Origin of the sequence: Nonomuraea sp. B10E15, from assembly GCF_039871615.1 — a bacterium.
Lineage (GTDB): Bacteria > Actinomycetota > Actinomycetes > Streptosporangiales > Streptosporangiaceae > Nonomuraea.
The window spans coordinates 122663-138360 of record NZ_JBDPMB010000012.1; the positions used below are offsets into that span (position 1 = coordinate 122663).

At 72.5% G+C, this 15698-nt stretch carries 16 protein-coding genes; all 16 read right to left on the reverse strand.

The annotated features are described in order from the left end of the window. Nucleotides 1–118: 118 nt before the first annotated feature. Nucleotides 119–439: a hypothetical protein gene (locus ABGB14_RS29570; protein ID WP_347647099.1), complete on the reverse strand. Its 321-nt coding sequence runs from the start codon at nt 437–439 to the stop codon at nt 119–121. A gap of 139 nt (nt 440–578) precedes the next feature. Next, nucleotides 579–989, reverse strand: a complete 411-nt coding sequence (locus ABGB14_RS29575) for a hypothetical protein (protein WP_347647100.1) — start codon at nt 987–989, stop codon at nt 579–581. Nucleotides 990–1231: 242 nt separating this feature from the next. Next, nucleotides 1232–1921: a response regulator transcription factor gene (locus ABGB14_RS29580; protein WP_347647101.1), complete on the reverse strand. Its 690-nt coding sequence runs from the start codon at nt 1919–1921 to the stop codon at nt 1232–1234. Then, entirely contained in the window at nt 1888–3066 is a 1179-nt protein-coding gene (locus ABGB14_RS29585; protein ID WP_347647102.1) for a histidine kinase, read from the reverse strand. Before ABGB14_RS29585 ends, ABGB14_RS29580 begins: the two co-directional genes overlap by 34 nt. Continuing rightward, the gene (locus tag ABGB14_RS29590) at nt 2979–3557 is read right to left on the reverse strand and encodes a hypothetical protein (RefSeq protein WP_347647103.1); all 579 of its coding nucleotides are present in this window, start codon (nt 3555–3557) and stop codon (nt 2979–2981) included. Before ABGB14_RS29590 ends, ABGB14_RS29585 begins: the two co-directional genes overlap by 88 nt. After that, nucleotides 3554–4642 carry a hypothetical protein gene (locus tag ABGB14_RS29595; protein WP_347647104.1) on the reverse strand — a complete coding sequence of 363 codons (1089 nt, stop codon included), beginning with the start codon at nt 4640–4642 and terminating at the stop codon, nt 3554–3556. The genes ABGB14_RS29590 and ABGB14_RS29595 overlap by 4 nt, the downstream gene beginning before the upstream one ends. A gap of 13 nt (nt 4643–4655) precedes the next feature. After that, nucleotides 4656–5048, reverse strand: coding sequence for a FixH family protein (locus ABGB14_RS29600; RefSeq protein ID WP_347647105.1), 393 nt, complete (start codon nt 5046–5048; stop codon nt 4656–4658). Then, nucleotides 5045–6403, reverse strand: a complete 1359-nt coding sequence (locus ABGB14_RS29605) for a hypothetical protein (RefSeq protein WP_347647106.1) — start codon at nt 6401–6403, stop codon at nt 5045–5047. Before ABGB14_RS29605 ends, ABGB14_RS29600 begins: the two co-directional genes overlap by 4 nt. A 166-nt stretch (nt 6404–6569) precedes the next feature. Continuing rightward, nucleotides 6570–7091, reverse strand: coding sequence for a phospholipase (locus ABGB14_RS29610; RefSeq protein WP_347647107.1), 522 nt, complete (start codon nt 7089–7091; stop codon nt 6570–6572). Nucleotides 7092–7254: 163 nt separating this feature from the next. Then, nucleotides 7255–7719 carry a hypothetical protein gene (locus tag ABGB14_RS29615; protein WP_347647108.1) on the reverse strand — a complete coding sequence of 155 codons (465 nt, stop codon included), beginning with the start codon at nt 7717–7719 and terminating at the stop codon, nt 7255–7257. A gap of 43 nt (nt 7720–7762) precedes the next feature. Beyond that, nucleotides 7763–8812: a LacI family DNA-binding transcriptional regulator gene (locus ABGB14_RS29620; RefSeq protein WP_347647109.1), complete on the reverse strand. Its 1050-nt coding sequence runs from the start codon at nt 8810–8812 to the stop codon at nt 7763–7765. Next, nucleotides 8796–10637, reverse strand: coding sequence for a DUF2264 domain-containing protein (locus ABGB14_RS29625; RefSeq protein ID WP_347647110.1), 1842 nt, complete (start codon nt 10635–10637; stop codon nt 8796–8798). Before ABGB14_RS29625 ends, ABGB14_RS29620 begins: the two co-directional genes overlap by 17 nt. A 90-nt stretch (nt 10638–10727) precedes the next feature. Then, entirely contained in the window at nt 10728–12827 is a 2100-nt protein-coding gene (locus tag ABGB14_RS29630; protein WP_347647111.1) for an iron ABC transporter permease, read from the reverse strand. Continuing rightward, nucleotides 12824–13810, reverse strand: coding sequence for an iron-siderophore ABC transporter substrate-binding protein (locus ABGB14_RS29635; RefSeq protein ID WP_347647112.1), 987 nt, complete (start codon nt 13808–13810; stop codon nt 12824–12826). Before ABGB14_RS29635 ends, ABGB14_RS29630 begins: the two co-directional genes overlap by 4 nt. Nucleotides 13811–13821: 11 nt before the next feature. Beyond that, a complete protein-coding gene (locus tag ABGB14_RS29640; RefSeq protein WP_347647113.1) occupies nt 13822–14640 on the reverse strand; it encodes an ABC transporter ATP-binding protein in 819 nt (272 codons plus the stop codon). Nucleotides 14641–14693: 53 nt separating this feature from the next. Beyond that, nucleotides 14694–15485 carry a hypothetical protein gene (locus ABGB14_RS29645; protein ID WP_347647114.1) on the reverse strand — a complete coding sequence of 264 codons (792 nt, stop codon included), beginning with the start codon at nt 15483–15485 and terminating at the stop codon, nt 14694–14696. Between the last annotated feature and the right edge of the window lie 213 nt (nt 15486–15698).

Sequence of the window (15698 nt, forward strand, 5' to 3'; positions counted from 1 at the left end):
CGAGGTCGTCCCGAACCCGCCGGCGGTTCGGTGTTCGATGCCGTGGAAGGACACCCCGGCGTCCAGCACGCCGGGTGGCGAACTCGCGCACGGAGCAGAGCCAGGCCATCGGATGCCCTCACTCGGAAAGGGATCCGGATGCGGCACCGGCGGGACGCCTGCCGAGGACGAAGGCGCCGCCCTGGGCGTGGAAGACACCCATGGCCAGCACGCCCGCCGCGCCGGCGGCGAGCGCGGGGATCGGGTGTCCGCCGAGCTCGCCGGTGATCACCAGAGTGATGGCGATCACGTACATGGCCCAGCCGGCCACGAGATTCACCAGCGGGCTGGTGCCGAAGAGGGTCGGAAATCGTTCTCTGGTGATGCCCTTCACGAAATGGGGTGTGGCGTTGGCGGCCAGGACGCCGGCCAGGAAGCTGAGCAGAATCGTCTGCGTCACGGCACTCTCCTTGGGTCTTGGTCAGATCAGCATTCGGCCGGTGAGGCCGGTGAGGCCGGTGAGGCCGGCGAGCCGGCGTAGCCGGGTGCGCGGCACGGCCGGCTCCTCGTCCTGCTGGGCATTCCGCCGAGCACGTCGATCACCGCGAGTAGACCTGCGTGCGCCACGTGACACGCGCGCTCGAGGTGTCGGATGAGCTGTACGCCCGCAGCGCCGAGGCTCGGTAGCCGACCAGCTTCGCCGAGTCCCCGGCCGACCACGGGACGCTGACCGAGCCCGACCTCCCACAGGTCTCGGCCTTGAACCCCTTCTCCTTGCCGTTGACGTAGCCGCGCACCTTGACGCACACGCGGGCGGTGGCCGACCAGCGGTAGGACAGCCGCGTACCGAGACGGTGGGAACAGCCCTGCTGAACCGGGCCCCATGTCCTGGCCGGCGCGTTGACGCTCTTCTGGCAGTTCACCGGATCGGCCGCGGCCGGCCCCGCCGCCACCGGCGTCAACGCGATCGCGGCACCAGCCGCCGCCACCAGGCCGAGAATCCTTCTCATCGGTGTTTCCCCTCAGTAGGAGTGACCGCGCTCCCGCGGGCCTCCACCCAAGGATCTTGGCCGGGCACGGCGGCGTCCATGCCGGGAAGTCGCCCGCACTTGACTCCGCGTCCACAGGACGCTGATGCCTGGAGCACCCAGCCGCGTTCGACGTCGAGGACCAGCTTTCCGGTGCTGCCGCCGGACCCGACGCGCCGGTGTGCCGTCGCCCCGGCTCGCGGATTCCCTGGCGGCCTGGCCGCCTACGGCAGGCGCAGGCCGCGCAGCCGCGTCCACGACAGCAGCACGTGCACCCGGTCCGGCAGGTCCAGCTTGGTCAGGATGCTCGACACGTGCACCTTCACGGTGTATCGGCTGATGACGAGCCGGCGGGCGATCTCGTCGTTGGACAGGCCCTCGGCGATCAGCTCACACACCTGCCGCTCGCGGTCGGTGAGCCGGTCGGCCGCAGCCAGCAGCGCCCTGTCGGCGTCGGTGGGCAGCGTGGGCTGCAACGCCTCGATCATCCGGGTCGTCGCCTCAGGAGCCAGCACCGACTGGCCGGCGGCGACGATCCTGATGCCGTCGCGGATGCGCTCGCCCGGCGCGTCCTTGAGCAGGAAGCCGCTGGCTCCGGCCTGCAAGCCGGCATAGACGTAGCTGTCCAGGTCGTACGTCGTGAGAATGAGCACCCGGCTGTGCCCGCCGGCGATGCGGCGGGTGGCTTCGATGCCGTCCATGCCGGGCAGCCGGATGTCCATGAGCACCACGTCAGGACGGTGCTCCGCGACGGCGGCCACGGCGGCGGCACCGTCACCCACGGCGGCCACCACGGTCAGGTCGTCCGCCGCCCCGACCAGCCGGACCAGCGCCTCGCGAAGCAACTGCTCGTCGTCGCAGACCAGGACGCGGATGGCGGTCACGACACCGCCCGCAGCGGCAGCGTCGCGCACAGCTCGAACATCTCCCGCCCCGAGCTCACCTCCACGGTGCCGCCGAGGAGCCCGACGCGTTCGCGCATGCCGATCAGCCCCACCCCGCTCGGCCCGCCGGCGGGGGCCTCGGCGGGGACGGCGTTGACGACCGTGACCCTCAGGTGGGTGGCGGTGTAGTCGAGCGACACCCGTACGTCCACGGGGCCGGCGTGCTTGGTGACGTTGGTCAGCGCCTCCTGGACGACGCGGTAGGCGGCCAGCTCGATGCTGGTGTCGACGTGCCGTACGTCGCCGGAGCGAATCAGCGTCGCCCGTGGCCCGCCCGGCGGGATGGCCGCCACCAGAGCGTCGAGCTGGTGCAGCCGCGGAGGAGGAGCGAGCGGATCGTGCCCGGGCGGCGCCTGCCTGAGCACGCCGAGCAGCCGCCGCAACTCGGCCAGGGACTCCCGGCCGGTACGGGCCACCCGGCGCAGCGTCTCCTCCATGTCGTCACGGGTGTCCGCGCCGGCCTCCGCGTCCAGCACCATGGTGGTGACCGAGTGGTTGAGGATGTCGTGCAGCTCCCTGGCCAGCAGTGTCCTCTCGCGCTCCGCCGCGCGCCGCTCGGCCAGCTCGCGTTCGGCCTCCAGCCGCCGCGAGCGGGCCTGCAACTCGTGGATGCGGTCACGGCGGCGCCCGTCCACACGCCCCATGGCCCAGAACCCGACGACGAGCACCGCCGCCACCGCGTACACGGCCACCACCCGCAGGGGGTCGCCGAGTGACACCAGCGTGACCGGCAACCCGATGCCCAGCAGCGCCAGCACCGCCGCGACGCCGATGACCCGGTGGCCACCCCGGCCCCACGCCCCGAGACGGGACGCGGCGACCAGTGGCGCCACCAGGACGGGCATCTTGACGAGAATCAGCGCCAGCTCGAGGACGACGCTCACGCCCAGCACGGAGAGCGGAAAGCGGCGCGACAACATCAGCGCCGCCGACTGCGCGCCCGCCAGCGCCAGTTGCACGCCCGGCTCGTCACCGGGCACGACCAGCCAGGCGGCCAGCGGCGGCAGCAGGGCGGGCAGGCCGTCGCTCAGCCACTCCAGCCTGGTTTCGCGCTTCGCCGGATCGCCCGCGTACGCGCCCAGCCGGCCGCCACCAGCACCAGCACCGGTGCCCACGGCAGCAGCGCGATCGTCCAGCTCACCCCGAGCGGCGGGCCCGGCTGGTCGATCGCCTGGACCGGCAGGACTCCCGTCGAGGTCGCGCCCGCTCTCTCCACGGCGAACTCGAAGCGCCATGTGCCCTCCTCAGGCAGTGAGACGACGTCCAGCCCCCAGACCTGCTCCGCGCGGGGATGCCGCGGCAGCACGATGGCATCGCCGCGGCGCTGCAGGACGATGCCCTTCAGCCCTTTGCGGTCGCCGCTGGGCGACACGGTCGTGACCAGGCCTGTGCGCCCGCCGATGCCGCCCGCCGGTTCGAAGGTGAAGTCGAGGGACTGCAGGGCGCGGACCGGCCACTCCGTGAACCCTACGGTGATCGGGGCCCCGTCGCTCATGGTGACGGTCTCCGTGTGCACGATCTCACCGGGGAGCGGGGCGGCGGCGGCCGGTCCCGCGGCGGTCATCACGGCCAGGGCGGCCGCAAGAGCCACCAGGACGCGCCTCATGCCGTCACCGCCTGCGGGACGGAGAGGCCGCGCTCGTTGAAACGGCGCAGCAGGACGGCGCACTGCCAGCCCAGCCATCCCGCCCCCGCGCCCAGGGCGGTCGCCGCGGCCAGCGTGATCGGCAGGTTTATCTCCAGAATCCCGAGCCCGCCGTAGAAGAGCGCGGTGTTCGTACCGGCCAGCGCGCCGGCCGCCATCGCGATCCGCACCGGCTGCACCGCGCGCCGGACCGCCCACGCCGTCATGGCGCCGGCCAGCAGCGCGACGAGCGGATAGGTGACCGGGAACCCGATCAGCGCCTGTGGCATGTTCGCGGCGTAGTCGCGCATCGGCTGGCCGATCGCCTCGGCGTACCACCGGGTGGCGGCCGGGGCGAACAGTGAGAGCCCGCCTTGGACGAGCACGAACGTCAGCCCTGTCGCGGCGGGCCAGTGCCAGGAACGAGTGAGGCCGATGACCAGGCTCAGGATGAGCGCCGCCGCCGCGCTCAGGCCCAGCACGCGGGGCGCCACGCCGGGCAGCCATTCGAAGATGATCTCCGACACCATGCCGAAGGCCGACGTCGAGCCGAGGGTGGCCAGGCCGACGGCCAGGGCCAGGCCCCATCGCTCGGCCCGGGTACGCCGCAGCACGGCGAACGCCATGATCATGGCAAAGATCTCGACCTGGATGGACAGCCCGAGCCCGAAATGCGACGGGGTGGTCCCGGCGGCGATGTCGAAGCCGTACACCTCGTGCCACCACAGGTCGGAGCCCGCGTACAGGAGGTTGCCCGAAGCGCCCAGCCCGCCCACCAGGAACGGCCACGGCGCCCGGAACGTGCGCAACACCGTCACGGAGGGCGTGCTGGTGGGCGCGCCACGCGCCCACGTGGACTGCAGCACCACGATCAGGCAGGTGAGCCCGATGATGCCGGTGCCGGCGTAGAGGAGCAGGTGCGGGGCGGTCCAGAAGTTGTCGGGCCCGACGTCGCCGTGCCACTGCCCGTCCCACACCATGCCGGTCAGTAACGTGGCGTAGCCGAGGAGCAGGGACCAGGCGCCGGTGACCTCCCGGCGGGGTATGTGTGGAAGTTCGGATGACATGGGGGAGTCACTCCTAAGCTGTGATCAATGTGTTGACTTTGATGACTTCGGTGCCCGAGGTGTCGTGCACGCGGACGCCGATCTCCCACGGGCCCGTCATGGTGAACAGTTCGCCGCGGGCCACATAGCGGCCCGGCCCGTCGGACCGGGCCTGGAGCTCCGGCGTGGTGTGCCCCATGTGCGGCATCACCGCGGAGATCGAGACGTCCGCCGGGGACGCCGGGTGGAGCTCGACGCGCACGTCGAGAGGGCCGAGCCGGGGTTCGAGACGCACCACGACGGCGTGGTGGGTGCCCCGGCCGCGCAGCTCGGCCGGTCCGGGAGCGGCGGGACTCCCGTGGAAGATCCAGGCGATGCCGGCCGCGATCAGCAGCACGGGCAGGACGATGTACAGGCGGCGCCTCATCGGCCGCTCCCTTCTTCGGCGACCTCGATGACGTGGGGCACGGTGACGATCCGGTAGTCCCGGGCGTACTGGATCCAGACCAGGTAGCGGCCCGGCCGGGGAAAGCTGAAGACGAACTCGAGCCGGGGCCCGTAGCGGGCGACCGACTCGTCCGGCACCCGGGCGGCGGTGGCGTCGGCCATGGAGCGGGCCTCATGGACGTGGCCGAGGTAGCCGCCGTCATGGCTGCGCAGGATCAGATGGCCGGCCATGCCGAGCCATGGCCGCAGCGCGGTGGCGCCGGTGTCGAGCGTGAGGCGGAGCGGCCGTCCGGCTACGGGATGCGCGGGTTCGGTGACCGGCCGCGCGCCGGTGGAAGCGGTCACCGGCCGCGCGCCGGTGGAAGCGGTCACCGGCCTGTCCCCCCGATCGCGGTGATCCGGGTCGGGGACGGTGAACGTGCCCGAGACGAGCTGGCCGCCCGCACCGGCCCGTTCGAACTCGACGTACACGAGGTGCCGCCCCGGCTGCTCCGCGCGCAGCCGCACCTCGTACACGCCCGGCGCGGTCCTGATCGGGTGCACGTGCCGGAAGAAGCGGCCGTCGTCGCTGGTCACGACCAGGTGTGCCAGGGCGGCGTGGTGCTCGGCCAGGTCGTCCGCCGGGGCCCCGGTAGAGCCGTCGAACAACGTCACCCGCAGCCGGTAGGCCGACTGGAGGGCGGGTCGCTCCGGCGCCACCTCCACCAGCGGCTGCGCGTTCGGCCGGGTGAGCGTCTCGGGAGCCGGGGCACCCTCCGGCGCGAACCAGGGCGAGATCGCTCCGGTGGTGAACGCCACGACGATCGCCACCGCGAACGTCCCCGCGAACCCCACCGCCGCGCCCCTGCGCCGAAGCGCCGCACTCGCCAGTGCGCCGAGCAGCGCCACCGCCCCGCACGCGAAGGCCGCGTACACGACGACCTCCCACCGCGGCGTGGTCGGCACCAGCAGGCTGAACGGCAGCACCGACCGCTCCCCGCCCGCCCGCACCTCCAGCTCGTGCGGTCCCACGTCCTGGGCGCGCAGGATGGCCGGGTACATGCCGGGGCGCCCGCCCTCGACCCGCACGGAGGCCGTGGACGACCCGCCGTTCTCGACGGACCGGACGGCCAGCTCGACCTGCCCGCCCTTCCCGGGGTCGTGCGCGACCACGTCCACCTGCAGCGGAGCCGGTACCCGTATGCTCGCCCGCACCACGACGGTGAGTTCCATGCCGCCGATCGTCTGGGCGAAACGCGCATCGGCCTCGGCGTCCCGGCCGTGCGCGGCCGCGGGGGACGCCCAGGCGAGCAGGGCCACAAGGGCGAGCAGAACCGGGGTCAGACGGTTGATCACGGCGTCGAGCGTAGGAGCCGGCCCGCATCCGCCACATCGCCCGGCGGCACTGACGTGCCTAGTTCCACGGAACTACCGACGTCGCCGGATCGATCGTGCCGCCCCGCCCGCGCACGCCCGATGGCGGGGACGCGGCCGGCGTCCCCGCCAGGTCGGTTGGGGACGGCTACCGCTCGGCGGAGCGTTCGGCCTCGCGCTTGACCTTCTGGATCTGCTCGTCGGTGACGACCAGGTTGCCGAATTCCTTGACCGCCTGGTAATAGGTCCAGGCGAGCCCGTCACAGGTGGACTTCGACACTCCCGAATAGCCGGCGCACACCCGGCGCATGTCGAAGTAGAAAGCGTCGTCTATGCGGGGCTTGTTGGCCGGGAACTGGCTGACGTCCTTGTAATTGCGGTAACCGAAGTCGTGCCGCCTGCACGGCATGCGGAAATCGAAGCCGAGCGGCTGGTCGGGGCTGCTCGAGCAGAGGTCGGTGGACCAGTCGAAGGCGTAGTCGGCCCAGGCCGACTGGTTCTCCCACGCGTTGCGCCACGCATTGGCGCTCGTGGTGGTGGGCTGGCTGAACGAGGAGAGAGCGGCGAGTTTCTGCTCCAGCGTCACCGCGTGGGCCGGCAGCGCGAATCCGAATAAGGTGAACAGAAGGACGACGGCGGGGGTGATGAGGGCGATTGGTCGTCTGATCATGAAAACCTGCTCCAGATGCCCGGGGATATGGCAGGGTTCGCCTGATGTCCTTACGATGACGCGCGGTTCCGGGAAAATCCGAAGCAGATCTTGCCCAAACTTCCGGGCAGGCTTCGCACAGCATTGATCTTTACAATGCGACGCGATTCTGTCAGCTGTGGAGTCAGCGGGTGACGCGGCGGGACAGCAGCAGCCGCGCCGACCAGCCGGCGGCCCACAGCAGGAGCAGCGCAACGAGCGCGCCGCCCAGCACGATGGTCAGCCCGGCGCCGATGTTGGCCCCGACCGTGCCCGCCGTCACGACCCGCCAGCCGGCTCCCACGACGGCGCCCGCGGCCAGCACCGGGATCAGCGCCGCCCACCACCGGCGGTCGAACCGGCGCCGCCGCGACGCCCGCACCAGCAGTGCCGCCGTCACGCCCGCCACCACCAGCGCTCCCAGGCCGACGGCGCGCTCGGCCCACGGGCCCAGGCCGGGTGGACTGATCAGGTGGTCGAGGACCGTGCCGGGCGGCACGTCCGCGCTGAGGTCGCCCACCAGCCACCAGACGGCCACCGGTACGGCCAGCGCGCAGCCCGCGGCTGCCGCGAGAAGGCCCCGTCCCGAGGGCGATGCCGTGTCTCCCATGCGGTAAGTCTTACCGCCACGAGGGCCGGCATGCGCCCGGCCTTCAGCGTTCGCTCCCCAGCCGCTGCACCGAGCACCTGACCACGATGTGGGTGCCGAGCGTGATCGGCGGTTCGGCCAGCGGATCCCTGCCCGACAACGCCAGGCGCACGGCGGCCCGGCCCAGCTCGGTGTGCGGCAGGTGAACGGTGGTCAGCCCGATGTCCTCGGCGGGCGGCACGTCGTCGTAGCCGACGATCGAGACGTCCTCGGGGACGCGCAGCCCGTGCTCGCGCAGCGCCTTGACGGCGCCGGCGGCGATCAGGTCGGTGGCGGCGAAGACCGCGGTGAAGTCACGCGGCCCCTCGGCCAGCCGTCGCTTCATCGTCACGTAGCCGCTGCGCCGGTCGAAGTCGCCGCACATCTCCAGCGCGGGGTCGGCCGCGACCCCGTGATCGGCGAGGGCCGCGCGATAGCCCGCGACCCGGGTGTCCGACGTGGTGTTGCCGGGGCGGATCCCCAGGTAGAGGATGCGGCGGTGCCCGGCGGACAGCAGGTGCGCGGTGATCGCGTGGGCCCCGCCGGTGTTGTCGAAGTCGACCGTGAAGGCCGGCACCCCGTCACCGAGCGGGGGCCGGCCGCACAACACCAGGCGGGAACCGGAGGCCGCCAGCCCGTGCGCGTAGCGCGTCATGCGTTCGCGGTAGTCGTCGTCGAGGACCACGCCGCCCACCAGGATCACCGCCTCGGCCCGCTGCTCGCGCATGGTCTGGACGAAGGCCAGCTCGCGTTCGGGATTACTGCCCGTGGTGCAGACGAGCGACAGGCGGCCCTCGGCGGCGGCCTGCTCCTCCACCCCCTGGGCGATGTAGGCGTAGTAGGGCGAGTCGACCGAGTGGATGACGATGGCCACCGCGCCGGGCGAGGCCACGGACAGCGCTCTGGCCTGGGCGTTGGGCACGTAGTCGAGCTCGCGCACCGCGCGCAGCACCTTGCGCCTGGTGCTCGGGTGCACCGGATAGTCACCGGCCAGCGCGCGCGAGACGGTCGCCACCGAGACCCCCGCGTGCGCGGCGACGTCGCGGATGGTGACGCGTCTAGCCGGTCCAGACAACGCGTGCTCCCGCGGATCCATGCCGGCGGTAGGCGGGCTCGCGTCCGAGCCGGACTTCGACCCGCGAGCCGGCGGCATCATTCCACGAGACCTGCTCGCCGTGCACCGAGATTTCCGGGCTCTTGGCGGAAGGGGCCCGCCCCAGCCGCACCGCCGAGACGAAGATCGCCGTGCGACCGCCCGGGTGGGCGCCGACGAGGTAGGGGGTCGCGGAGTGGGGGCCGAACGCGTTCTCGTCGTGGCGGAGGGCGGCGGCTGCCGTGTCCCAGCCGTGCAGCCCGGCGATCTCGCTGACCAGTTCCTTCCCCGAGGTGGTGGTCACCGAAGCGGTGAGCCCGCCCGGCGTGACCGTGCACGGTTCGTCGGCGGCGACGGCGTGCCCGCCGTCGCGGACCACGCTCCCCGCGGGGGCGCTCACCCGGTGCACGCGTATCTCCCAGGGCCCGTCGAGCACGGACGCGGTCTCCACGACCACCTCCCCGTCGGCGTAGCGGGACGCGGCGAAGCCGTCGGCGACGCCGATGCGCTCGATCCGGCGGCGGCGGGTGGCCCGCCCGTCGGGCAGGAGCACGGTGAGATGGTTGTCGATGTTCTCGGCCCGGCCGCCGGGGCCGGTCTCGGGCGCGGTGTGGGTGGAGTAGCCGAGCTTGGCGTAGTGGGGGTCGTCCCTGGCGGTGTCGGGGTCGTTGCCGTCGCTGCCGTGGTTGACCAGGCGGGTGATCCCGTCATGGCGGTGCAGCAGCCAGCCGGGCGCGGGCAGGGCCAGGCTGAGCTCGCCCGCGTCGGGGTCGGCGGCCGGTGCGGTCCACACCGGGTGGTCGGGGCCGAGCAGCAACCCCAGGAAACCCTTGCTCGCCCAGTAGGGGGAGGCCGGCCCCGAGTAACCCTGGGTCACGGGCAGGAAGGGACGGTGCCAGCCCAGGCTGAGCAGGCCGCGTTCGTCGGGCGCGCCGTGGGCGGCGAAGTGGTCGAGTGTGCGGCCGGCCATCAGGCGGGTGGCGCCCGGCTCGATCGGGGAGGCGTCGAAGAGCGCGCCGAGCCAGAGCGGGGCCAGGCTCGCCATCCGGTAGGTGAGCGAACGCCCCTGGTGCATGGGAGCGCCGTCGGGGGCGAACAGGTGCCGGTAGCCGTCGAGGAACGTGCGGAGCCGGTCGCGGTGGACCGTCGCGTCGGCGCCCGACATCCTGGTCCACAACAGCGTGTAGAGGTGGATCGCCCATCCGCAGTAATAGTCGTAGTTCTGGCCGGCGCCGTCGGTGTACCAGCCGTCGCCGACGTACCAGCGCTCCACGTCCGCGAGGTGCCGGTCGATCTCGTCCTGGTCGTACGGGCCGCCGACCCCGGCGAGGAACTGCTCGACGATCACCTTGAACAGCACCCAGTTGCACGGCCAGGCGTGCTTGCCGACGATCCCGCCCAGCCAGGCGACCACCCGCTCCTGGACCCCGGGGTCGAGCCGGTCGAAGAGCATCGGCCGGGTCTCGTGCAGCGCGATCGCGATCGAGGCGGCCTCGACGATGGTCTGGTGGCCGTCGGCGATGGGCAGCCAGGCGAATTCGTGGCCGGGGTCGGTGCCGCCGGCCAGCCCTTCTGCGTAGCGCTCCAGCAGCGGCGCCGGCGCGGCGGCCGGGTCGCCGGCGAGGCGGAACGCGGCGAGCAGGAAGGTGCGCGCGAACCCTTCGAGCCCGTCGGACTCGGGCCCTGACCTGCTGGTGCGGCCGGGCAACCGGTATTGCGCGTGACCGGGCGTGGCGTAGGGAGTCACCGCGTCGAGCAGCCTGTCCGCGACGCTGACCCAGTTCTCGCGAGGGTGGTCAGCGCGCATGACGACTCCTTGGTAACGGGTTACTGTGATGCCGCGCCGAAGATACGCACGCACCGCGATGAGCGTCAAGCCTCGGTGTGTAACCGGTTACTACGACCCGTCCGCGTGGGCGCGGGCGCGCCACAGGAGATAGACGAAGTACGGCGTGCCGATCAGCGCCGTGACGAGCCCCGCCGGCACCTGCGCGGGGGCGATGACCGTACGCCCCAGCGTGTCGGCGAGACTCACCAGCAGCGCGCCGAGCAGCGCCGCCACCGGCAGGACCCTGGCGTGGTGGGCGCCCACCATCGCCCGGGCGGCGTGCGGGGCCACCAGGCCGACGAAGGCGACCACGCCGACCGCCGACACCGCCGTGGCGGTGAGCAGCACGGCGCCCGCGAGCGCGGCCAGCCGTACGGGCTCCAGAGGGACGCCCAGGATGCGCGGGCTGTCCTCGTCCAGGGAGAGCAGGTCAAGGTCCCGGCGCAGCCAGGCCAGCAGCGGCACGGCCAGCAGCAGCGCCAGCGCGACCGGGATCAGCTGCGCGGGCACGCGGCCGTACGTGGAGCCGGACAGCCAGGTCAGGGCCAGGGCGGTGTTCCACGGGTCGGCCTTGACGATGATCAGCACGGTGAGGCTCGTACAGGCGTACTGCACGGCGATCCCGATGAGGACCAGCCGGTCGGAGCTCAGGCCGCCGCGCCACGCCAGCCCGTAGACCAGGCCGAAGGCGGTCAGCGCGCCCAGGCCCGCCGCGCCGGTCATGGCCCAGATCCCGGCCACCGGAGCCAAGGTCAGCAGCGAGATCGCGCCGACGCCCGCCCCTGCCGTGACGCCCAGCACGCCCGGCTCGGCGAGGGGGTTGCGGCACACGGCCTGTACGGCGGTGCCCGCCACGGCCAGCGCCGCCCCCGCCAGCACGGCGGCCAGGACCCGCGGGTAACGCTGGTCGAGCACGAACGTCAGGGCCCGGCCCGTACGGCCCTGCAACCAGTTGAGCACGTCACCGGTCAGCAGCCACCGGTCACCGGCCAGCAGGCCCAGGACCAGCGCCCCGGCCAGCAACGCCGCGAACGTGCCGGTCACGGCCAGGAAGGCCGCGCGCGACCGGGTGGCGCCGATGCGCGCGGCCGGAGGGCGGCGCGTCGGCCCGGCGTCCCGGTAGCGGCGTGCCAGCCACACCATCGCGCCCGCGCCGAGCAGCGTGGTCACGACGCCCGGCGGCACCTCCACGCCGGCCTGCGCTCCCAGCACGGCACGGAGGGCGATGTCGGAGCCCAGCACGATGAGCACGCCGGCCAGCCCCGACAGGGGGAGCATCGACCTGTTCCTGTGCAGCCCGGGGATCGACCGGGGCAGCAGCCGGACGATCACCGGGGCACAGAGGCCGACGAACCCGATCGGCCCCGCCACGGTCACGGCGGCGGCCGCCAGCACGATGGCCAGCAGCGTCAGCCACAACCGCAGGCGCCGCACGTTCACGCCGAGCACCGAGGCGGTGTCGTCGCCGAGCCCGAGGATGTCCAGCCGCGGCCCGGCCAGGATCGCCGCCGCCATCGCCACCGCGATCACGGGGGCGAACTGGGTGACGGCGCGCAGGTCGCCCTGCACGAGAGAGCCGCTGCCCCAGGCGTACAACCCGGTCGTCTCCTCCTCGAAGAGGATCATCACCAGGTTGGTGAGCGAGCTCAACGCCAGCGCCGTGGCGGTGCCGGCCAGGATCAGCCGGGTCGTGCCGCTGCGCCCGCCCGCCGACATGGCCATCACCAGGGCCGCCGCGGCCAGGCCGCCGACCAGGGCGAGCCCGCCGGACACCGGCAGGGGCAGCGTCAGGCCGAACGCGGCGGCCGTGGCGATGGCGAGGTGGGCGCCGGAGCTGACGGCCAGCGTGTCCGGCGAGGCCATCGGGTTGCGGGCGACCGACTGCAGCAGCGAGCCGGCCACGCCCAGCGCGCAGCCGACGGTGACGCCGGCCAGCAGGCGGGGCAGCCGCGAGGCCAGCAGGACGCGGGCGGCCTCCTCGCTGCCGCCGAAGGGCCCGTTGAAGAGCAGCGCCAGGAGGTCCAGCGCGCCCACCGACGAGGTGCCCTGCGTCACGTGCACGGCGGCCACCAGGACGGTGGCGGCCACGGCGAGCAGGAAGACCCCGGCGGTCCCCAGCCGCCGCAGTGGCGTGGCGGGAGGCGCCGGAGCCAGGACCGGGACGCTCAACCCGCGTACGCCTTCACCAGCGCCTCGGCGTACTGCCGGCACGACAGGGGCCCGCCGAAGGTCCAGATGCCGTCGGGCAGCTTGGTGACCTGCCCCTTGGCCACGAACGGCAGCGACTTCCAGATGGCGTTGCTCTCCAGGCCGTCGGTGAACACGTCCACGCCGTCGGAGGCGTTGTAGAAGAAGCGGATGTCCGGGTCCTTCAGCGGGGACAGGCCCTCGACGTCGGTGGCGCCGAGTCCCCACACCTCGTCGACCTTGCCGGTCCAGGCGTTCTTCAGCCCGAGGCGGATGGCGACCTGGGAGACGAGCGAGCCCTCGCCGAACGGGCGGATCGAGATCGTGCTGCCCTGCTTCCACCCGTCGGCCATGACGAACGGCTTGCCCGCGGCGCCGGCGGCGGCGATCTTCTCCTTGGCGGCGGTCATCGCGGCGTCGAAGTCGGCCATGAGCTTGCCGGCCTCGTCCGTCCTGCCGACCGCGGTCGCGATCCTGTCGAGGTCGTCGCGCATCCGCTTGAGGTTGTCCTTGGCGTCGCTGCCCTCGAACGCCAGCACCGGCACGAACTTCTCCAGCTGGCTCACCAGCGCCGAGTCGCGTCCGGACTCCATGACGACCAGGTCGGGCTGGAGCGCGCTGATGGAGTCGACGCTGGGCTCCTGCCGGCTGCCGACGTCCTTGACCGAGGCGTCGAGCTTGATGGAGGTGTTCCAGGTGGCGTAGCCCTTCACGTCGGCCACGCCCACGGGCATGACGCCGAGGGAGGCCAGCATCTCGGTCTCTCCCCATTCCAGGCTGACCACCCTGGTCGCCGGGCGGTCGAGGGTGACCTGCTTGCCGCGGTCGTCGGTGACGGTCACGGCGGCGGCGGTCGATCCGCCGGGAGAGGGGGTCTGCTCGGTGACGGGCGCCTCGGTGGTGCCGCAGGCGGCGAGGGTCACGATCGCGGCGAGCGCCGTCAAAGCGCTGCGCAGTGAGGTCATGGTCGTTCCTGTCATGTCGTGGCGGGGACGTTTTTGGTGTGCCGGCCGATCGGCCGGGTGCTCACCGTCCCCGTCCTGGGGTCGTGGCTGACCTCGATGCGGATGCCGTACGTGTCGCTGAGCTGGTCCTCGGTGAGGACCTGAGCGGGCGGGCCGTCGGCGATGACCCGGCCCTCCCGCAGGAGCACGACGTGGTCGGCGATCTCGGCGGCCTGGTTGAGATCGTGCAGCACGACGCCGATCGCCACGCCGTGCTCGTCGGCCAGGTCGCGGACGAGCTCCAGCAGCTCCACCTGGTAGCGCAGGTCGAGGAACGTGGTGGGCTCGTCGAGCAGCAGCACGCCGGTGTCCTGCGCCAGGCAGGTGGCCAGCCATACGCGCTGCAGCTCGCCGCCGGACAGCTCGTCGACCGGGCGTTCGGCCATCGCCGTCACCCCGGTCAGCTCCATGGCCCGGCGTACGGCCTCGGAGCCGCCGGGGTCGCCGGCCCTCCAGCGCCCCCTGTAGGGGTGGCGGCCGTACCCGACGACGTCGCGGACCTGCACGCCACCGGGGGTGGGCCGGCTCTGGGCCAGGAGCGTCACCCGCCGCGCGAAGTCGCGGGCCGACAGGGCGAGCGCGGAGGCGCCGTCGCCCAGCGTCACGGTGCCGCGGTCGGGACGGTGCAGGCGGGCCAGGGCGCGCAGCAGCGTGGACTTGCCACTGCCGTTCGGGCCCACCAGCGCGGTGACGTGGCCGGGCCGCAGCACGATGCGGCCGTCCTCGACCACGGTGGCTCCGTGGTAGCTGAGGCACAGCTCCGCCCCGCGCAGAGAGATCTCCTCGGTCATGAGGATAGGTTAGGCTAACCTTGCCAAATAATCACCATGCCGCACGTACGGATTTATGGGCCGTTCGGCGAACGCCGGGCGGGCCTGCGCAACCACAGGCCGCCCGTGGCGGCGAAGACGACCAGCAATCCCGTGGCCACCAGCACCCGCCCGTCCGGCCCAGCCATGCCGCCGCCCCCGGTCGCCACGCCTCCCGTCGGGAGCTCGGTCACCGTCCTGGTCGTGGTGGAGGCCGGGCTGGTGGTCGTGTCCTCAGGGGTGGAGACGTCGGGGTCGGGCGTCTCCGACCCGGCGGTCTCGTCAGGGCTGGGGCTGGTGGACTCCCCGGTGACGGTGAGCGGATATTCGCGTAGCGACTCCTCGTCGTCGACCTCGCACTCGATCACGCGCTCCTGCGGGGTGGGGCCGAAGTTGACGGCGGCGGCGTGCACCGTGCCGGTGCCCGGGAAATTCGCGGTGGTCTTCATCTCGACGGTCGTCGCGGGCAGCGTGATCGGCTGCCCCGGCGTGACCGTGCCGAGCTGGCCGACTCCCGTGGCGGAGGTCAGCCTGTCGATCCCGCTGATGCCGGCGTAGGCGTACATCTTGAGCTGGCCGTCCGTGGCCGTCGTGGGGGCGAGCAGTCTCGCGGAGCCGACGTAGGAGCCGCGCCAGCCGATCGTCATCTGCGTGCCCACCGTGGCGTCCGTGGGCACGGTCAGCTCGATGTCGAGGCTGATCTGCTGTTGCATGCCCGTCGCGACGGTTTCGCACGTGTACGCCACTGTGTCGGCGTGCGCCGCCGAGGGCAGGGCGGTGTACGCGAGGGCCAGGGCCACGGCCGGGACGGCCAGTCGAACGCGCAAGGCGGCTCCTTGAGGCAGATGGTGCGCAAGAGGAGACGGGGCGCGAGGGCATTCGGTTGACAGATGTGTCCGCATCGGGACAACGCATGCGTTTCCTGGCCCGACCGATCTGTGGCTAGTTCATGACATGTCTGAATTTCGCCATGGCGGAAAGTCCTATGACCAGCGCAGTTGTGCCATCTTAGACCAGATGAAATGACGCACATGTGGAGG